Below are 16144 nucleotides of genomic sequence, written 5' to 3'. Positions count from 1 at the left end.
TGCTACCAATTTTGGCCATCTCAACCGGATTGTAGAGATATGTTCTGCCAAGTTTAGGCAAAAGACCGGAATTTAATTTCGGCGTCTACGATGGACGCTACCAGATACTTTTGGAAGCTCAATGACATTGTCGAGACTTACTTTGCTGCGCGCAAGTGCCGTTCAAGCCAGAGGCTGTAGCGCGATGCCGAATAGCAAAGTGCAAAATAAATCAGACCGACAAAGACATAGCTCTCGTCGTAGAAGCCCAGCCAGACCGGGTCATTTGCAGCATTCTTTGCGGCGTTCAGCAGATCAAAAATTCCAATCACTGCTATCAAGGTGGAGTTCAATAATATCCCGATTGCCAAATTAACGAGTGCAGGAATCACCGAGCGTAGCGCTTGCGGCAATATAATCAGCCGCAATGTGGTCCAATAACCAAATCCTAGCGATGCGGCAGCTTCCGCCTGACCATACGCCACAGACTGAAGCCCTGCACGTATGACCTCTGCCAGATAAGCCGAGACAAAGAGCGTCAGGCCAATCTGTGCGCGGACAAAGGCCTCCGGCGAAAGTCCGGGCAGCATCATGGGCACAAGCAGCATGGCAACATAAAGAATCGCGATCATCGGCACGCCGCGCACCACCTCGATGAAGATGATCGACACAGTCCGAAGACCTGCCATCTTCGAACGTCTGGCCAAAGCAAGAAGCACAGCGACAGGAAAAGCACAGGCAAAGCCGACAACCGAAATCAGTAAAGTCAGCGCCAATCCTCCCCAGCGCCCCGTTGGCACTGACGGTCCAATGATAGTCCCGGCCATCAGCATCCAGACAGTTACGACTGTCCCGATCCACAACAGAACGAGATGCCGAGACCAAAATCTGGGCGTTCCCGTGATCACAAGTAAAAGTGCTATCAGTCCAATTGTGAGCGCGGGACGCCAATCCAGTTCCGGCGGATAGAGTGCAAACAATATGAAGCGCAGCTTTGCCCCGATAAATGCCCAGCATGCGCCGGTTGCTGCTGCACAATCCTTGGCACTTCCGGTCCATGTCGCATCAAGTAAAAGCCAACGAAACAAGGGGGGAATTATCCAAAGCAGGAAGCCAGCGGTGGCCAACGTAATGAACGTATTCAATCGCGTTCCAAACAGACCGTGACGCCATTTTTGCCAATGCTCCGGGGATACCGGGCGAGCGCTTCCAGTATAAAATAATGCAGTCATCGCGGCAGAAATCCACGTTGTTCGATACGTTTGTTGTATTTATTCATGACCGCTGACACAGACAGGTTAAGTGCCAGATAAGACAAAACGATTATCGCCAGCGCTTCAAGAGCCTGACCGCTTTGGTTTGCTGTGGTGTTCAGAACACTAACGAGGTCGGGGAACCCGATTGCCACGGCAAGGCTCGAATTTTTAGTCAGATCAAGGTAGCTTGAAGTCATTAACGGCACGATGACCCGCAAAGCCTGCGGTAGAATTACCAGCCGCATAATACGCCCGGGTTGCAACCCGAGAGACCGCGCCGACTCCCACTGCCCGGACGGCACGGATTGAATACCGCTTCTGACGATTTCAGCTATAGTTGCGGATGAATTGACAACCAGACCGATCAGCAATGCTGCAAATTCAGGTGTCAGGTTAAATCCGCCAGCTATATTGAATCCGCGCAGCAATGGCAGTTCAAGCGCAACACTCGCCCCACTCAGGCGCAGCGCGAGGCCAATTCCCAGAACAGCAAGCAGGCCCATTGCGGAAAACTCAGTAATGCCATGCTGTATGCCCCGTTTGCGGCGCACCATATAAAACGCGAAGATTGCGGCAATGCACACGCCTGATATGGCCAGTGTAGTCAATGACAATTCATGCAACCGCAATGCGGGAATCGAGACACCGCGATTGCTCAGATAAAGAATTCCGATTGGATTGAACGCCTGACGCGGAGCCGGAAGCGCGTGCGTAACAGCGCTCCAGAAAAACAATTGCAGAAGCAGAGGCGTATTGCGAATGATTTCGATATACCAGCGCACCAAGCCTGAAAGCAGCATGTTTCCGGAAAGGCGTGCTATTCCCAGAGAAACGCCAAGAAGCGTTGCCAAAAAACAGCCGGAAACAGCAATCGCTATCGTGTTCAGCAAGCCTACTATTGCTGCTCTTCCGAACGTGTCGCTGGGTAAATAGGCGATCAGACTCTCGCCAATAGCGAAATTGGCACTCTGGCTCAGGAATGCAAAGCCCGGCTGAATTCCAAGCCGGTGCATGGTTTGCACCATATTCGATCCCATAACCCAAAATATACCGATCAGACCGATCAGCACTGCCAGCTGTGTGACAGGATAGCTTCCCCACCATTCACGTATGAAATAACCAATACCGGGCTTTGGTGAGCCCGGTATTGGTAACGGCTTTGATGTTATTCCACTCACGGACATTTCACCGGAAACCGTTAGCCTCAGCGGAATGGTGGCGAATAAAGCAGACCACCCTGCGTCCAAGGCTGGTTGTAACCGCGCTCGAAGCCAACTGGTGATCCCTTACCGATTGTCCGTTCGAATATTTCGCCGTAATTGCCAAGTGTCTTGACGATATTATAGGCAAACTTCGGATCCAGCCCGATCGCTTCACCGAGCGATGGGTCCGTGCCAAGGAACCGCTTGATGGCCGGGTCTTCGCTCGTCAGGAACGTATCGATATTGTCCTTGGTTATCCCGAATTCTTCGGCTTGGATGGTCGCATTGACTGTCCAGTTGACGATTTCGAGCCAACGGTCATCACCGGCAGCAATTGCTGGAGCCAACGGCTCTTTTGACAGGCGTTCCGGCAGCAATATGTAGTCGTCAGGATTTTTCAAAAGGGTGCGTCTCAATGCCAGATCCGAAGCATCTTGAGTCAACGCATCAACACGGCCGGATTCGAGTGCCTTGAGGAACTCATTGCTGTCTTCGATTGTGACTGGAGTGAATTTATGATCAGATTTGCGGAAGAAGTCGGCAATATTCAACTCGCCTGTCGTTCCGCTCTGAACACCGATGGTTGCGCCATCCAAATCGCTGCCCTTGGTTACTCCCAGTGATTTATTCACGAGCAGACCCTGTCCGTCGTAAAAAATCGTCGGTCCGAAGTGAAATCCTAGCTTAAACGCGCGTGTTATCGTTACGGTCACGCCAGAAAGCAGGATGTCGAATTCGCCGGACTGAAGTGCAGGCAATCGCTGTTGCGGCGAAGAAGAGGTAAACTCGACTTTATCCGGATCGTTGAAAACAGTGATGGCGAGTGCCCTGCCGAACTCAACGAAGAAGCCTTGCCATTTGCCGCTTCCGTCTGGCGCGAAGAAGCCTGGCGAGGTGCCAACTCCAACCTTGATGGTGCCGCGCTGCTTGATTTTGTCGAGTGTTGGCCCGGCGTGGGCAAAGCCCGTGAACAGTGTCGCGGCGGCCACAAGACCAGCAGCAATCTTGGTTCTCCAGCCATGTGGCCGGTTTTTTTCTGCTCGCATAATCCAAATTCTCCTGATGAAGTTCGTTCCACGGGTCAGATAAGTCTGGATCGTGCGATCCCCCTGCTAGCCCCACGAAAAGACTATTGAATTGGCAGACTTAAAGGAGACATCGTTTTGCTAATGCGAGAGGGAGTTTGTAGTATCTTGCTCAAATAAAGTGCATTGGCGGTTTAATTTCTCAACGGAAATTCTTCCTCTCCAGTCGTCAAAGTGATGTGCGGCAGACTATAATACTGCGTCAGCGGAACACGTTTCTTCTTTTTTCGAAAGCAAGAGCAAAGCTTTTCGTTTCAGCGCCAAAACCATACTTTAGCGTGCGTTGCGCGGGTCTAATTCGTTAGTCAGAATCCAGCCAAGGAACGTTGTAATGGATATTTGAATGACGATGCTTACCCGGACGGAAATAATCGCGCAGTTCAGGCATATCCTCGACGTAATCAAGGAGGCCGACGGCGATACGTTTGCTGGTCAACGCGAGCTTGACATCGTGCGAAATACACTGGAGTTCTCTATCTCGCGGCTGCGTTACACAGAGGCCACACCGACAGCTAACGACAATCCACCCCTGCTCGACCCAAGACTGGGTCCCTGACGGGCTTACAGACCGACATCAAAGAGCATATGATTCATAGTCTTGGCTGGTTCCTTCTCTTTAACGCCTCCAACGACCCGAGCAGGCACCCCAGCAACCGTTTTGCGGGCTTCCACAGCTTTCAGTACGACGGAACCTGCGCCAATCCGTGAGTTGATGCCGATATCAATGTTTCCCAAAATGGTGGCTCCCGCACCGATGAGAACACCGTGTCTTATCTTCGGGTGACGATCGCCGGTATCTTTTCCGGTGCCCCCAAGGGTAACGCCTTGCAGAATTGAAACATTATCCTCAATGACTGCAGTTTCCCCGATGACAATGCCTGTGGCGTGGTCAAAGAAAACTCCAACGCCCAGTTTAACAGCGGGATGTATATCGACCTGTAAAACTCGGGAAGATCGTGATTGCAAATACATTGCAAGATCCAGCCGCCCCGTTTGCCAAAGATGGTTTGCGAAACGGTGAATTTGGATAGCGTGAAAGCCTTTGAGATATAAGAGAACATGAAGCGGTCGGGTGGCAGCAGGGTCTCGTTCAAGTACTGCCCGGATATCGCGCGCAAGCCCGTGAAGAAGCCGTGGCTCCTCAGCCCTTATACTATCAAACAGCTCTATTAATCGGCTGCTCGATAAGGATCCGTTCGCCAGTAGTTCTGACAACACGCGGCAAAGTGCATCTTCCAGATTATCAAACTGAAATACAGCTTCCTCAAGAAATGACGCAAGCCATGGTTCCGAATTTGCCACTTGTTCGGCGTGGGCGACTATCTGTCGCCAAATTACTCCAGTGGTGGAAGGCATGGTTTAACCTTTGAAACTATCGGACAGATGTGTAGCAGACATCACATGAAACAGTTCAAGGATTTTAAACCAGCCTGCAGAGACTGAAAACTACCGCACCCGTATCACGAGAGTGCTTATTATTCCGCAGCGCTTGCAACGGTCGGCTTTTGATTGACCAATAATGGTCGTACTTCACTTACGACCTGGTCAATTTGCGAATTGATGTGTGCCGCTGCAACTTCGTGGTTTTGAAAATCTCGATCTATCGCATAAATGCCGGTCGGCAAGGTGTGCGCCGCGAAAAATCCGAAGAGTGGTCGTAGCTGATGTTCTATGATGAGAGCGTGCCGGTCGCCCGCTCCTGTGGCTGTCAAGACAACAGGCTTTCCCTGCAGGGCACGAGCGTCGATCAAATCGATGAAGTGTTTAAACAAACCGGTATAGCTGCCCTTGTAGGTTGGAGTTCCGACTACAAGAATGTCAGCGGCCAGTACGTTTTCCAGAATGTTGCTCGCGGCTGGGCTGAGTTCATTTATATGCCTCGCAGCACCAAGTGAATCGCCGATGTCTATAAGATCGTAAACTTCGTGCGTCAGACCGTAACTATCGCTGATGCGGCTGACTACGCTTGTGACGAGAGACTTTGTCTTTGAAGGGCGGGAAAAGTTGCCCGAGAGGCCAACAACGGTCGGATTGGACATCATCAAGATCCTTGGTAAGTTCGCATTGAGCGGCTATCAGCAAACGTTACCAAAGCTGCCACCATAAAAAAGGAAACTGACGCTGAAGTGCGTCATGATTGTAGTATATTTTTCTCCGATTTCGACAAACACAACCTGGGACGGGTCAAGCAGTGCTTGCAGCTCGCCATGATTTTCATTTCGCATGATCTCGGCGTCGTCCAGCATATCAGTCATCGCATAGCCGTGATGAAAGACGGTGTGATCGTTGAAAGCGGTAGTGTCGAGAGCGTGTTTGATGCTCCCCGGTCGGAGTACACGCGCAAACTGCTTGACGCACTTCCGCGCCTTCCATCCCCATCGAACCGTAAATGACCTCTGTAGAAAATGGCTGCGGGTAAGCGCTGATCTTTGAAACAATTATCGCAGCCTTTGCCGGTTCGAAGAACTGCCTGCGTTGTAGTCCTTCCAATCAAAACTATCCTCGTCATATCGAATCTTGAAGGAATATTCATTTGGCAAACTCCCGATGAACGAAGCCGCGCATGAACGATACATCAACTTACGATGATTTGAGCGAGGATGATGAGGCAGCGTGGCACTGTCACTCATGTCCGATACGATACCTGACTGTCATCGCTCTGGGCTTTGCGCTTGCTGTGATGATCGTTGAACTAATAAATCGGTGCGGAGCTTGAGTTTTTCCACGAAAACCATCGAGGGTAATTCATGAACCAATCTGGGAGAATTCAGCTTCTGGAACGCATAGCACGCGCGGCATCCAGTCTTGAAAATGACCGTACCATCGTCGCGATTGATGGCGTTGATGGCAGCGGAAAGACAATATTTGCCAATGAACTGGCAGCAACCCTGAAAGCTCAGGGACAGGCGGTGATCAGAGCCAGCGTGGATGGATTTCATAACCCAAGGAATGTCCGGTATCTGCGAGGCAAAGATAATCCGGAAGGTTATTTCCTTGATTCTTACAACTACGAAACGCTCAAAAATGATTTGCTGATACCGTTTCTCTCAGGAAGGGATCAGATAAACACCGCGCATTTCGATCACAGGACGGATCAGGAAATCCTATCAACCTTCACGGTTTCGGAAAAGCGCACGATACTGGTGTTCGACGGTATTTTCCTTCATCGCGATGAACTGTATGGCTTATGGGATTTGAGCCTGTTCCTCGATGTTGCTTTCCATATTACCTATGCGCGAATGGCCGTTCGGGATGGCTCGAATATAGATCCCTTTGCACCAGAGAATCACCGCTACCTCAAAGGACAGCACCTTTATCTAAGAGAGTGTAGCCCGAAAGCTCGCGCTACGCTTGTGATCGACAATTCCAGTCTTGATGTACCACGTATTTTATGACGATGCCGTTGGATAACAACGTCACGCTGGAGCGGCCAAATCCATTACAGCCATATTGATCCAGACGTTCACCGGCTGCTGAATGGACACACTATCCGATCAGATCGACAATATCTAAACGGTTGCCTGGATCGTCTTGATTTTTTCAAGCCCGCCAACGATTGGGGCAAACTCGTTCCAAACTCCATGCGCTCCGGCTTCCCATTTGTCTCTTTCTTCCGGCTGCAATACGTGGCCTCCATGCTGGGATGCAATCGCAACTGACCCTGCTTCATCCTCTACAATCAGCTGGCTGAAATAACGGGCTCCCTCTTCCGAGGCCTCCAGAAAGACTGCCTTCTGTTCATCATTGAGACCATCCCAGAACGCTGTGGAGTAATAAACGACACCCGAAGCCCAAATGTGTCCAGTCTCCGTAAGATAGGGCACGACTTCGTAAAGCTTGAAACCGGCATAAGCCGATTCTGTCAAATCCATCGCATCGGCAACGCCGGTCGATAGGGCGTTATAAGTCTCAGTGATCGGGATGCCGATCGGCGTTGTGCCAAACGCACTCCAGAGCTTGGTATGGAGAGGGCTTTGGATCACGCGAATTCGTTTCCCTTTGAGTTGCTCAGGCCGTGTAATCGGCTCTTTCGTCAAAAGGTGCCGAGCGCCATAATTTATGTATCCGCCGACCACGAAATTCTGCGCCAACAGTTTTTGCCGCAGGTCGCTACCAACGTTTCCTTCGACGACTTTTTGCACGTGACCCGCATCCCGGAAGAGAAACGGCAGATCGAGCAGTTGCAATTCAGGAACCCATCCGGACAGCCATGATACGGTGGACTGACTGGCTTGAATTGAGCCAAGCCGCACGCCTTCCGCCACTTCTTTTTCGCCGCCGAGTGCACCATTTTTGACGATGTTGAATTTGAACTGCTCGGGCAGTTTGGCTTCGACGAGATCGCGTATCTTGAACCAGATTTTTGTCTCCGGCTTGTCATCTCCGAAAAGCGAGGCAACGGTCAGCGTTCGCGTTTGGGCCGATGCATGCCGGACGAGTGCCGGCAGTGCGAATGCCGTAGTTCCGGCAATAGCTGCTGTTTTCAGAAAGGCTCGGCGGTGCAAAATGGTCATGGCGTTGTTCCTGTCAGTTAGAAGATGAGGGCCCATGCGCATATGATTGCGAGGGAAACCAGAAGCGCGAAGAGATAGGGAAGGACAGCGCGAAACAGCGCCGATGCAGGTAACCGGGTGACACCGCTAACGACGAAAATCAGCACTCCGAGTGGCGGTGTCAGGCCATGGATCATCAGGTTGACGACAATGATGACGCCAAAATGAATCGGATCAATACCCGCAGCCACGGCGGCTGGCAGCAATATTGGACCGAAGAGCAGAATTGCTGCGCCGATATCAAGAACCAGTCCCACAGCCAGCAAAATGAGGTTTGAAAGCAGGAGAACCGCCAGCGCACTTCCGCCAAGCACAGTGGTTAATTCCGTCACGAAACCGGATACATTGTCTACCGCAAGCAGGAATGCAAAAGGTCCGGCTGTTCCAATCAAAAGCCCGATTGCCGAAGCTTCGGCCGCCGCCTGCCGGAATGCCGCAAAGAGTGTGTTGAAGCGCAGCCGTGCACTGATGGCGAGAGCCAATGTATAGGCGGCAGCCAGAGCAGCTGCCTCGGTGGTCGTCACCACGCCCATCCTGATGCCAACGACGACAATAACGCCGAGGCCAAAAGCGGGAATGGCAGCCACGGCGGAACGCCAGCGTTCACGGCTTCCAGCCCGAGGCAATGGCGTTTGTTCGTGCACCGTCAAATGGATCGCGACGGCGAGACACACAGCCATGACGCCGCCTGCAAAAAAACCGCCGACGAGAAGCGAGCCGACAGACAGGTTGGTAGCGGCGGCTAGAATCAGGAACGCGACGGAAGGTGGGATAATATTATCAAGGACTGATGTTGAGGCGATGATCGCCGCAGCTTGCGCGGGCGGATAACCGTGTTTGACGAGTTCAGGTTGAAAGGTTGATGCTCCGAATGCAGCATTGGCAACCGACGAGCCGGATGCACCGGAAAACAGCACACTTGTGAGCAAGGTCGTTTGCGCAAGCCCGGCCCGCCGGTGGCCGACGAGAGCCGAAGCAAAGCGAACCAGTTGATTGGCGACGCCGGATGATGTCAGCAGTCCGCCCGCGAGCAGAAAGAACGGAATGGCGAGCAACAGAAATTTGGACATGCCGGTTACTGTTGATGCCACAATTGCTGGTTCCGGCAATGTGCTGCCGAATGCAATGACCACATAGGCTGCGGCCAGAAATGCATGAGGCAAGGGCGCCGCAACAATAAGTCCGAGAGCTGCAACCAATCCCAGCACGATGCTTGGGGGCCAGTCAGCCGACAGGGCGAGATGGGGAATGCTGAAATATAACCCTGATCCTAAGATGGCGGCGGCCATTATCTGAAGGGATCGCCCTTCAGATAGACGCTGTAAAGCAAGTACAATGATAAGAAGCGCGCCGCCTGCGCCCAGAAAGCCGAACCGGATCCATTCCGGCAGACCCAGTGTAGGCGAAACTCCCCCAAGCATCGTCATGATCTCCACACCGCCAAAGCTCAAGATCAACCCTGACAGAATGGTAAAAACATCCGCAGTAATGCTGGTTATCTCTTGCCCGCGCCGAGGAAGCAGGCGCGCGAATACATCAAGGCGCATGGCAAGCGTGCTGTTGAGGCTGAGAGGGGCACCAAATGCGATCAATGCCACATTGAGCCATACAGACAAATCTTCCGATCCCATAAACCCGGCGCTGAATAGATAACGCATAACGACCGTAGTGAGCACGACGACAAGCAGAACACCAAGTATTAGCGCGCATAAAACACCGAGCCCGCCCTCTAGTTTTCGAAGTATGCAGGCAGCCGTCCGGGCAAGTGTGCTGGGCAGCGCCAATCCGGCAGAAGCATTCAGGACACTCACCGCTCACCGCCTGCCGGTATCACACCAGCGGCATTGGAGTCGGAGCCGGACAAATCCTTGTCGAACAAAGTCGACCATGTGAAATGTTTCGCTTGAGAAATCTCCCGATTGACATCAAGGCGCGGGAGCACAGTTTCACCAAAGCGATAAGCCTCTTCAAGAAGCGGCATGCCGGACAATATAAACGTGTAGACGCCCGCCTGCTTATAAGCTTCGAGAGTACGAAGAACCGTATCGGGAGAACCGACAATGGCCGTTCCTGGTCCGGGGCGGACCAAACCTATTCCCGCCCAGAGATTGGGAGCGATCTCAAGGTCACGGAGATCATCGGGCTTCGAACCACCGTGCAATGCACTCATGCGTTGCTGCCCTACGGAGTCGCTCTTGGATACAAACCGTTGATTGGCGGCTATGGCCGCCTCGTCCATCCGAGCGTAGAGGTCGTTTGCAGCTTCCCACGCCTTGGCGTCAGTGTCCCTGACAATGACATAAAGCCGGATTCCGTATTCCAGCGTGCGACCCAGACGGGCAGCGCGTTCCTTTACGGCATCAATCTTCTGCTTAATCTGATCCGGCGTCTCGCCCCATGACAGATAGACATCCACATGCTTGGCAGCAACGTCTAGCGCCTTGTCTGACGACCCGCCAAACCATAGCGGCGGCGGTGCAATACTGCTTCCGACGGGAAGTGCAAGCTTTGCTCCTTCCGTGGAAAAATATTTGCCTTGATATGTAACGCTTTCACCGGAAAACAGCCGATGCCAAAGACTGAGATATTCGTCAGCCATATCATATCGTTCGTCATGTGGCAGCGTCATACCGTACGCGCCGAGCATCTTGGCATCGCCGGAAACGATGTTGACCAGCAGTCGGCCTTTGGAGAACTCCTGAAACGTCGCTGCCATTTTTGCAAGTAGGGTCGGTGCTATCAAACCCGGATGCACCGCCACCAGGAATTTCATGCGTTCGGTATAGGGCAAAAGCGCCCCCGCAAGCACCCAAACATCATGAGCCCCGGTGGCGAACAGCGCACCGGTATAGCCAAGATGATCATAGGCCTGCGCCAATTGCCGGTAATAACTGTAGTCGACCTGTCGTGAACCTTCCGGCTGCCACGGATAAGCCCCATCCGGTGCGCACATGTACCATAAAACGTTCATGGCAAAATCTCCGCCGGGATGCTTTGCCCTGTTTGCTTCAGTCGCAAAGGGGCCTTGAAATGTTTGTGGCGGTACAGCGTGTCGGCCTCTTCCTGCTGCTCGGAAAGAATGTTGCCATCCGCGGGGAAAATCGAAAAATCGCGTGACCGGACCACCTTTTCCCATGCATCAATATCCGCATCGCCGCCGCCACTTTCGGCAAGCCGGGATGCTGCAAGACGGGGATCAGCTGTAACTTCGGTTCCGATACGGCTCAGCTCTGCTGCGATATGCTGCCGGATATCCTCGCCCAAACCGTTCTCATCAAGTGTCCAGAACAATGACCTGTTCGGAATTGTTGAGCCACAACGCACAATCAGACGGATATCACTTCGTCCAAGGGCTTTTTCCAGACGAGGGTCCATAGCGATCCACGCATCTACGCGCCCTTCAAGCAACGCTGGCAAACCGTCACTTGCTCCAGTTTCGACACGATGAACATCCGGAAGAAAAATACCGTCACTTTCCAAGCTGCGGGCAAGCAGATATGTGTGAAACGAACCGTCTATCAGTGATATTCGCTTTCCTCGCAGATCGCTTACACTCCGGATCGGACTGTCCTTCGCAACAATGATTCCGCCATTGGCGGGGCGCGGAGCGGAAGCAGCCAGATAAGCGACGTTTAGCCCCTCAGCTTCTGCCGTAATAGGCGGTGTCGAGCCAGTGCCGCCGAAGTCAATCGCTTTGCTCTCTAGCAACCGGGCTGTATCACGACCTTCCGGGTAATTGACGAACTCCGGATCAAGCAATGCAAATGCCCCCGGCCAGACTTGTGCCAACCGCAAATGAAGATTGCTTGGATGAACCCCGATTTTCATTCCACTATCCCGCATGAAACAAGCCCTACGAATGAAGGACTTGAACATCAATTTACTTTTTTATAAATTGTTATGGAAACAGGACTATCCCAAAAGGCAGCATTCCAGCGCATTGGATTTCTGAATAATCCGTTCAAAAGAGAACGGCTTTTCAAAGTTCGGTTGGCAGCGGTTTCCTCATTGAAACACACTCACGGTCAATCTATGTTTTTATAAACAATGCAGGATGATTTATGTGACCAAAGCCATGTCCATAAAGGTTTGCCGCAGCGTCAGGGACGCAAGCGAGATGCTCAAGCTAATCGCAAATCCAAACAGGCTTTCCCTTGTATGTTACCTCATGGAACAGGAATGTTCCGTCAATGCGCTGGAAGAAGAGCTTGGAATTCGGCAACCGACTCTTTCACAACAGTTGAGTGAATTACGGGATGCAGGCGTTATCGAGGGCCGCCGTGACGGTAAGACTGTTATCTACAAGGTCGCGGATTACAAAATTGAACGGATAGTCGAAACATTGCGTGATCTGTTTAACGGATTGGACGATGTAACCAGCAAGCGCGGCATGAATTTTCACGGTACTCCCGTTGACGAAATGATGTTCGATTGAGCACACTCGATATCGATTTTTATACCTGGATCACGCCTAATGGGCTGAAGGTGTCCATTGCGCTCGAAGAGTTTGGGTTGCCATATCGGGCCCATACTATTGATATAACCAGAGGCGATCAGTTCACTCCTTCCTATCTCGCCATCAATCCCGGCGCCAAAATCCCGGCGATTGTCGATCACGGTACAGGTATGACCCTGACAGAATCCTCTGCCATCCTGATTTATCTCGCAGACAAAACTGGACGGTTTCTCGCCAAGGATGGACCAAGCCGGTATCGCGCATTTGAGTGGCTTATTTGGCAGACAGGAAACTTTGGACCAACAATTGGTCACGCGCACCATTTCCTCACTTATCATGCAGGCAAAGCACCTTTTGCCGAGGAACTTTTTGCCAAAGACACGCAGCGGCTTTATCGGACACTGGATGCAGCGCTCCGCGATCGCCGCTATCTGTCAGACGATTACTCTATAGCTGACATAGCTATCTGGCCTTGGGTCTCTCGCTTCGAGCGCCATAAAATTGATCTGAATGACTATCCGGAAGTGCGCCGCTGGTATCTCGATATTGCAAAGCGGGATGCAGTGCAGCGCGGCTATCGCGTGCCGGTGATCACCGGAGAAATTCCCGTTCCCTAGAATGCTGAAGTGGCTTGGCATCATAGAGAAAACTGCTGCATCTCGAGAACACGAACCCGAATACGTCTTAAAAGTTTGAGGTCTGTCATATGAACCGGCAAAAGCAACTGCATCTCGGGGCATTCATGCGCCCGTCCACCATTCATACCGGTGCGTGGCGCTATCCGGGTGCATTTCCCGACGCAAACTTCAACTTCGTTCATCTAAAACGTTTTGCGCAGACGCTTGAGAGAGGCAAGTTTGACGCGTTCTTCATGGCCGATCACCTCGCCGTACTGAATATGCCCATCGAAGCGTTGAAGCGCAGCCACACCGTCACCTCCTTCGAACCATTCACGTTACTTTCCGCACTTGCCGGCGTGACGGAACATATCGGCCTTGTAGCCACAGCATCTACGACATTCGATGCGCCATACCATGTGGCGCGCCGCTTCGCCTCCCTTGACCATCTCAGCGGCGGTCGTGCGGGATGGAACATCGTCACGACCTCCAACCCGGATGCTGCACTCAATTTCGGGCTTGATGATCACATGGACCATAGTGACCGCTACAGGCGCGCGCGGGAATTCTATGATGTGGTAACAGGGCTTTGGGACAGTTTCGCGGATGACGCATTCATTCGCGATGCGGAAAGCGGCATTTTTTTCGATCCTGATCGAATGCATGCACTCAACCACAAAGGTGAGTTTCTGTCCGTTCGGGGTCCGCTGAATATTGCCCGTCCTGTACAAGGTTGGCCCGTTATCGTTCAGGCAGGTGCGTCCGAGCCCGGACGACAGTTGGCCGCAGAAACGGCCGAGGTGGTTTTTGCAGCATCGTCAAATCTCGCCGAAAGCCAAATGTTCTATGCTGACGTTAGAAGCCGTATGGAAAAGATTGGCCGGAATCGCGATCATCTCAAAATCTTGCCCGGCGCATTTGTGGTGATAGGCGACAGCGTCGAGGAGGCGCGGGAAAAGCGTGATGCTCTCGACGGTTTGGTACATTACGCCAACGCGATTGGCTCTCTATCCATTGCCATTGGTCAAGATGCTTCGCTCTTTGATCCAGATGGACCGCTTCCGGAGATTACTGATACAAATGCCAGCAAAAGTGCGCTCGAACGAGTGGTAACCATGGCCAGAGGTGAAGGCCTTACGGTTCGGCAACTGGCCCAAAGACTTGGCGGTTATTCGGGCCTCGCCTTTGTCGGCACACCATCCACAATCGCTGATGAAATGGAGGAGTGGCTTAATACGGAAGGTTCGGACGGGTTCAATATTATGTTTCCCTACCTACCTGCCGGTCTTGATGATTTCGTTGAGAAGATTGTTCCCGAACTGCAGCGCCGTGGCATTTTCAGAACTGAGTATCAGGGTACGACATTGCGTGAAAACCTGGGACTTCCCCGACCTGATAACCGCTTCTTTTGAACCGTCGGCATAGCGACGTCAGCGCAGTTCTAAACATCGAGGCGTCGAACACACTTCTCAAAATGTCAATTGCAATGTACTGCGAGTGTTACAAGTAGCCATTCGTAAGGTCTGCAAACCAGCAGACCACCAAGCGGCAGAAGTCGCATAATGCTGAATTGCGGTATGCAGCGAATTCGCGGATGGCTGCGAAAAAGTTTGTGTTGACGGCTTTCAAAGGTGAGACGACATTTCAATCCATAGCAATGCAAGAGGAAAAACCATGGACGAGTCAAGCCGCTGGCGCCACATGGCGAGCGCGCCGAAAGACGGCAGCCGAATTCTTGTAACCATCCGGCCATCCGAACAGGGGCAGGCAGAAGTTGATCTTGCATATTGGTCTAGTGGCGACCAGTTCGGGGCCGAGGGTTGGCGCGCCTCTGATTCCTCACCCGGCCGCATAATTGAGTATGCCGAGCCGGAATTGAAGTGCTGGATGCCGATGCCATCAGCTGATCTGGATCGTACCTTTATGCCCCCACCTTGGGAAGGCAAAGACGACAAGCAGCTCGACGGTTCAGGAATTTAAGACCCGCCTCGTAGGCATCAATTCTAATCCGAAGGAATTCGGCTTCTCAAATACTAACCTACGAACTATGGCTTACTACTTTTTGGGAGATGATGCTTAGACAGGCGATCATAGAATGAATGGCTCAATGGGTGCTTGAGGCCGTCACTCCCGCCCTTGAAGCCGCGCTCGCGATTCTCCGAGAACTGCCAGTCCGCTGAGAGTCGGCATCGATAGCGGCATTGACCTGTCTGGTAAGTGTTCGTCTGCAGGTCGCGGCGTGATGGTCTCTCCATTGCACCCAAGGGCTCTAGTGATAGCTCGAAAGCGGGTACAATAACTCAAGGGAGTGGGATTACCCGGTCTGACGAGCGTGAAAACCGAGGATACCCTTGAACCGCGCCCGGGGCAGAGCACCGAGGCTGCCGTCCGGCAGCGTTGAAATGCGCGAGGGATGGAAAGCCGGAGGGCGGGAGACAACCCGTCAGGCGCAGGCTCCATTAATGACAGCCCAGTCCGTTAGGACGCGCTAGTCGAGGGGAGATTAAGAATAACATTCTGGATTCGTCACATTTATGACTCGCGAACATTACAACAACTCGGATATGCTTGGCTTTATTTGCCGTTGACTGACCCCAGATTACGAGCCCTCAAAGCAAAAGATGCTGCGTATCGCATAACAGACATGGGCGGTCTTTACCCGAACGTTAGCCCTTCCTGAAAACGGTCATGGCGGTATGACTACACCTTTTCACGGACACGGGCTGACGCTGACCGTAGGCACTTATCCGGAGGTTAGCCTTGCGGACGCTCGTGGCGCAAGGAATGAAGCCTGCATTTGCCCACCTTACAACCGCGTTCCGTACGGCATTTTTGTGAGATGCCATGAAAACACAAAAGAAATGCTGAGAAAAAGAAGTGGTGCCCAGACGCGGATTCGAACCACGGACACGCGGATTTTCAATCCGCTGCTCTACCAACTGAGCTATCTGGGCACTTTTGGCTGCCAGACCGGCAGACCATTCCGACGTGTTGGT

The 16144-nt window shown here is 52.4% G+C and carries 17 protein-coding genes and 1 tRNA gene; 8 read left to right on the top strand and 10 right to left on the bottom strand.

Annotated elements, in window-relative coordinates:
• Positions 1–137: 137 nt before the first annotated feature.
• From ABKW30_RS19160 to ABKW30_RS19150, 3 genes are read right to left on the bottom strand one after another with little or no spacing between them, the layout of a single operon-like run.
• Positions 138–1211, bottom strand: coding sequence for an amino acid ABC transporter permease (locus ABKW30_RS19160; RefSeq protein WP_348600524.1), 1074 nt, complete (start codon positions 1209–1211; stop codon positions 138–140).
• Entirely contained in the window at positions 1208–2419 is a 1212-nt protein-coding gene (locus ABKW30_RS19155) for an ABC transporter permease subunit (protein ID WP_348600523.1), read from the bottom strand. Before ABKW30_RS19155 ends, ABKW30_RS19160 begins: the two co-directional genes overlap by 4 nt.
• 20 nt (positions 2420–2439) lie before the next feature.
• Positions 2440–3483: an amino acid ABC transporter substrate-binding protein gene (locus tag ABKW30_RS19150; RefSeq protein ID WP_348600522.1), complete on the bottom strand. Its 1044-nt coding sequence runs from the start codon at positions 3481–3483 to the stop codon at positions 2440–2442.
• A gap of 382 nt (positions 3484–3865) precedes the next feature.
• Between ABKW30_RS19150 and ABKW30_RS19145 the strand changes: the two genes are divergently transcribed.
• Positions 3866–4078: a hypothetical protein gene (locus ABKW30_RS19145; RefSeq protein WP_348600521.1), complete on the top strand. Its 213-nt coding sequence runs from the start codon at positions 3866–3868 to the stop codon at positions 4076–4078.
• 5 nt (positions 4079–4083) lie between these two features.
• Here the strand turns inward: ABKW30_RS19145 and cysE are convergent, their stop codons facing one another.
• Together cysE and msuE are read right to left on the bottom strand one after the other, a co-directional pair.
• A complete protein-coding gene (gene cysE, locus ABKW30_RS19140; RefSeq protein WP_348600520.1) occupies positions 4084–4878 on the bottom strand; it encodes a serine O-acetyltransferase in 795 nt (264 codons plus the stop codon).
• A 119-nt stretch (positions 4879–4997) separates the two neighbouring features.
• The gene (msuE, locus tag ABKW30_RS19135) at positions 4998–5561 is read right to left on the bottom strand and encodes an FMN reductase (RefSeq protein ID WP_348600519.1); all 564 of its coding nucleotides are present in this window, start codon (positions 5559–5561) and stop codon (positions 4998–5000) included.
• Between the two features lie 168 nt (positions 5562–5729).
• Here msuE and ABKW30_RS19130 point away from each other — a divergent pair, with 168 nt between their 5' ends.
• The 3 genes from ABKW30_RS19130 to ABKW30_RS19120 all read left to right on the top strand — a co-directional run bounded on the left by ABKW30_RS19130 (position 5730) and on the right by ABKW30_RS19120 (position 6917).
• The gene (locus ABKW30_RS19130; RefSeq protein ID WP_348600518.1) at positions 5730–5915 is read left to right on the top strand and encodes a hypothetical protein; all 186 of its coding nucleotides are present in this window, start codon (positions 5730–5732) and stop codon (positions 5913–5915) included.
• Between the two features lie 170 nt (positions 5916–6085).
• A complete protein-coding gene (locus ABKW30_RS19125; protein WP_348600517.1) occupies positions 6086–6238 on the top strand; it encodes a hypothetical protein in 153 nt (50 codons plus the stop codon).
• Positions 6239–6269: 31 nt separating this feature from the next.
• A complete protein-coding gene (locus ABKW30_RS19120; protein WP_348600516.1) occupies positions 6270–6917 on the top strand; it encodes a uridine kinase in 648 nt (215 codons plus the stop codon).
• 114 nt (positions 6918–7031) lie between these two features.
• Here the strand turns inward: ABKW30_RS19120 and ABKW30_RS19115 are convergent, their stop codons facing one another.
• The 4 genes from ABKW30_RS19115 to ABKW30_RS19100 are packed head-to-tail and all read right to left on the bottom strand — an operon-like array spanning position 7032 to position 11903.
• Positions 7032–8036, bottom strand: coding sequence for a TRAP transporter substrate-binding protein (locus ABKW30_RS19115; protein ID WP_348600515.1), 1005 nt, complete (start codon positions 8034–8036; stop codon positions 7032–7034).
• A gap of 17 nt (positions 8037–8053) precedes the next feature.
• Positions 8054–9877, bottom strand: a complete 1824-nt coding sequence (locus tag ABKW30_RS19110) for a TRAP transporter large permease subunit (protein ID WP_348600818.1) — start codon at positions 9875–9877, stop codon at positions 8054–8056.
• Positions 9878–9882: 5 nt separating this feature from the next.
• Entirely contained in the window at positions 9883–11046 is a 1164-nt protein-coding gene (locus ABKW30_RS19105; protein WP_348600513.1) for an LLM class flavin-dependent oxidoreductase, read from the bottom strand.
• On the bottom strand, positions 11043–11903 hold the full coding sequence (locus tag ABKW30_RS19100) for an ABC transporter substrate-binding protein (RefSeq protein ID WP_348600512.1): 861 nt from the start codon (positions 11901–11903) through the stop codon (positions 11043–11045). The genes ABKW30_RS19105 and ABKW30_RS19100 overlap by 4 nt, the downstream gene beginning before the upstream one ends.
• A 235-nt stretch (positions 11904–12138) precedes the next feature.
• Between ABKW30_RS19100 and ABKW30_RS19095 the strand changes: the two genes are divergently transcribed.
• The 4 genes from ABKW30_RS19095 to ABKW30_RS19080 all read left to right on the top strand — a co-directional run bounded on the left by ABKW30_RS19095 (position 12139) and on the right by ABKW30_RS19080 (position 15128).
• On the top strand, positions 12139–12510 hold the full coding sequence (locus tag ABKW30_RS19095) for a metalloregulator ArsR/SmtB family transcription factor (protein WP_348600511.1): 372 nt from the start codon (positions 12139–12141) through the stop codon (positions 12508–12510).
• Positions 12507–13148: a glutathione S-transferase N-terminal domain-containing protein gene (locus ABKW30_RS19090; protein WP_348600510.1), complete on the top strand. Its 642-nt coding sequence runs from the start codon at positions 12507–12509 to the stop codon at positions 13146–13148. Before ABKW30_RS19095 ends, ABKW30_RS19090 begins: the two co-directional genes overlap by 4 nt.
• 89 nt (positions 13149–13237) lie before the next feature.
• Complete coding sequence (locus ABKW30_RS19085) at positions 13238–14560, top strand: LLM class flavin-dependent oxidoreductase (protein WP_348600509.1); 1323 nt, start codon at positions 13238–13240, stop codon at positions 14558–14560.
• A gap of 262 nt (positions 14561–14822) precedes the next feature.
• A complete protein-coding gene (locus ABKW30_RS19080) occupies positions 14823–15128 on the top strand; it encodes a hypothetical protein (RefSeq protein WP_348600508.1) in 306 nt (101 codons plus the stop codon).
• 898 nt (positions 15129–16026) lie between these two features.
• Here ABKW30_RS19080 and ABKW30_RS19075 read toward each other — a convergent pair.
• Positions 16027–16102: transfer RNA gene (locus ABKW30_RS19075), tRNA-Phe, on the bottom strand.
• Between the last annotated feature and the right edge of the window lie 42 nt (positions 16103–16144).

The organism is Phyllobacterium sp. SB3 (assembly GCF_040009165.1).
GTDB lineage: Bacteria > Pseudomonadota > Alphaproteobacteria > Rhizobiales > Rhizobiaceae > Phyllobacterium.
The sequence above is the reverse complement of the archived record's forward strand: the minus strand, read 5'-3'. Positions and strand labels throughout refer to the sequence as shown.

Bases quoted from the DNA above. Each gene is read 5' to 3' on its own strand.
- ABKW30_RS19160 (WP_348600524.1), bottom strand. From the start codon at position 1,211: ATGACTGCATTATTTTATACTGGAAGCGCTCGCCCGGTATCCCCGGAG.
- ABKW30_RS19155 (WP_348600523.1), bottom strand. From the start codon at position 2,419: ATGTCCGTGAGTGGAATAACATCAAAGCCGTTACCAATACCGGGCTCA.
- ABKW30_RS19150 (WP_348600522.1), bottom strand. From the start codon at position 3,483: ATGCGAGCAGAAAAAAACCGGCCACATGGCTGGAGAACCAAGATTGCT.
- ABKW30_RS19145 (WP_348600521.1), top strand. From the start codon at position 3,866: ATGACGATGCTTACCCGGACGGAAATAATCGCGCAGTTCAGGCATATC.
- cysE (WP_348600520.1), bottom strand. From the start codon at position 4,878: ATGCCTTCCACCACTGGAGTAATTTGGCGACAGATAGTCGCCCACGCC.
- msuE (WP_348600519.1), bottom strand. From the start codon at position 5,561: ATGTCCAATCCGACCGTTGTTGGCCTCTCGGGCAACTTTTCCCGCCCT.
- ABKW30_RS19130 (WP_348600518.1), top strand. From the start codon at position 5,730: ATGATTTTCATTTCGCATGATCTCGGCGTCGTCCAGCATATCAGTCAT.
- ABKW30_RS19125 (WP_348600517.1), top strand. From the start codon at position 6,086: ATGAACGATACATCAACTTACGATGATTTGAGCGAGGATGATGAGGCA.
- ABKW30_RS19120 (WP_348600516.1), top strand. From the start codon at position 6,270: ATGAACCAATCTGGGAGAATTCAGCTTCTGGAACGCATAGCACGCGCG.
- ABKW30_RS19115 (WP_348600515.1), bottom strand. From the start codon at position 8,036: ATGACCATTTTGCACCGCCGAGCCTTTCTGAAAACAGCAGCTATTGCC.
- ABKW30_RS19105 (WP_348600513.1), bottom strand. From the start codon at position 11,046: ATGAACGTTTTATGGTACATGTGCGCACCGGATGGGGCTTATCCGTGG.
- ABKW30_RS19100 (WP_348600512.1), bottom strand. From the start codon at position 11,903: ATGAAAATCGGGGTTCATCCAAGCAATCTTCATTTGCGGTTGGCACAA.
- ABKW30_RS19085 (WP_348600509.1), top strand. From the start codon at position 13,238: ATGAACCGGCAAAAGCAACTGCATCTCGGGGCATTCATGCGCCCGTCC.
- ABKW30_RS19080 (WP_348600508.1), top strand. From the start codon at position 14,823: ATGGACGAGTCAAGCCGCTGGCGCCACATGGCGAGCGCGCCGAAAGAC.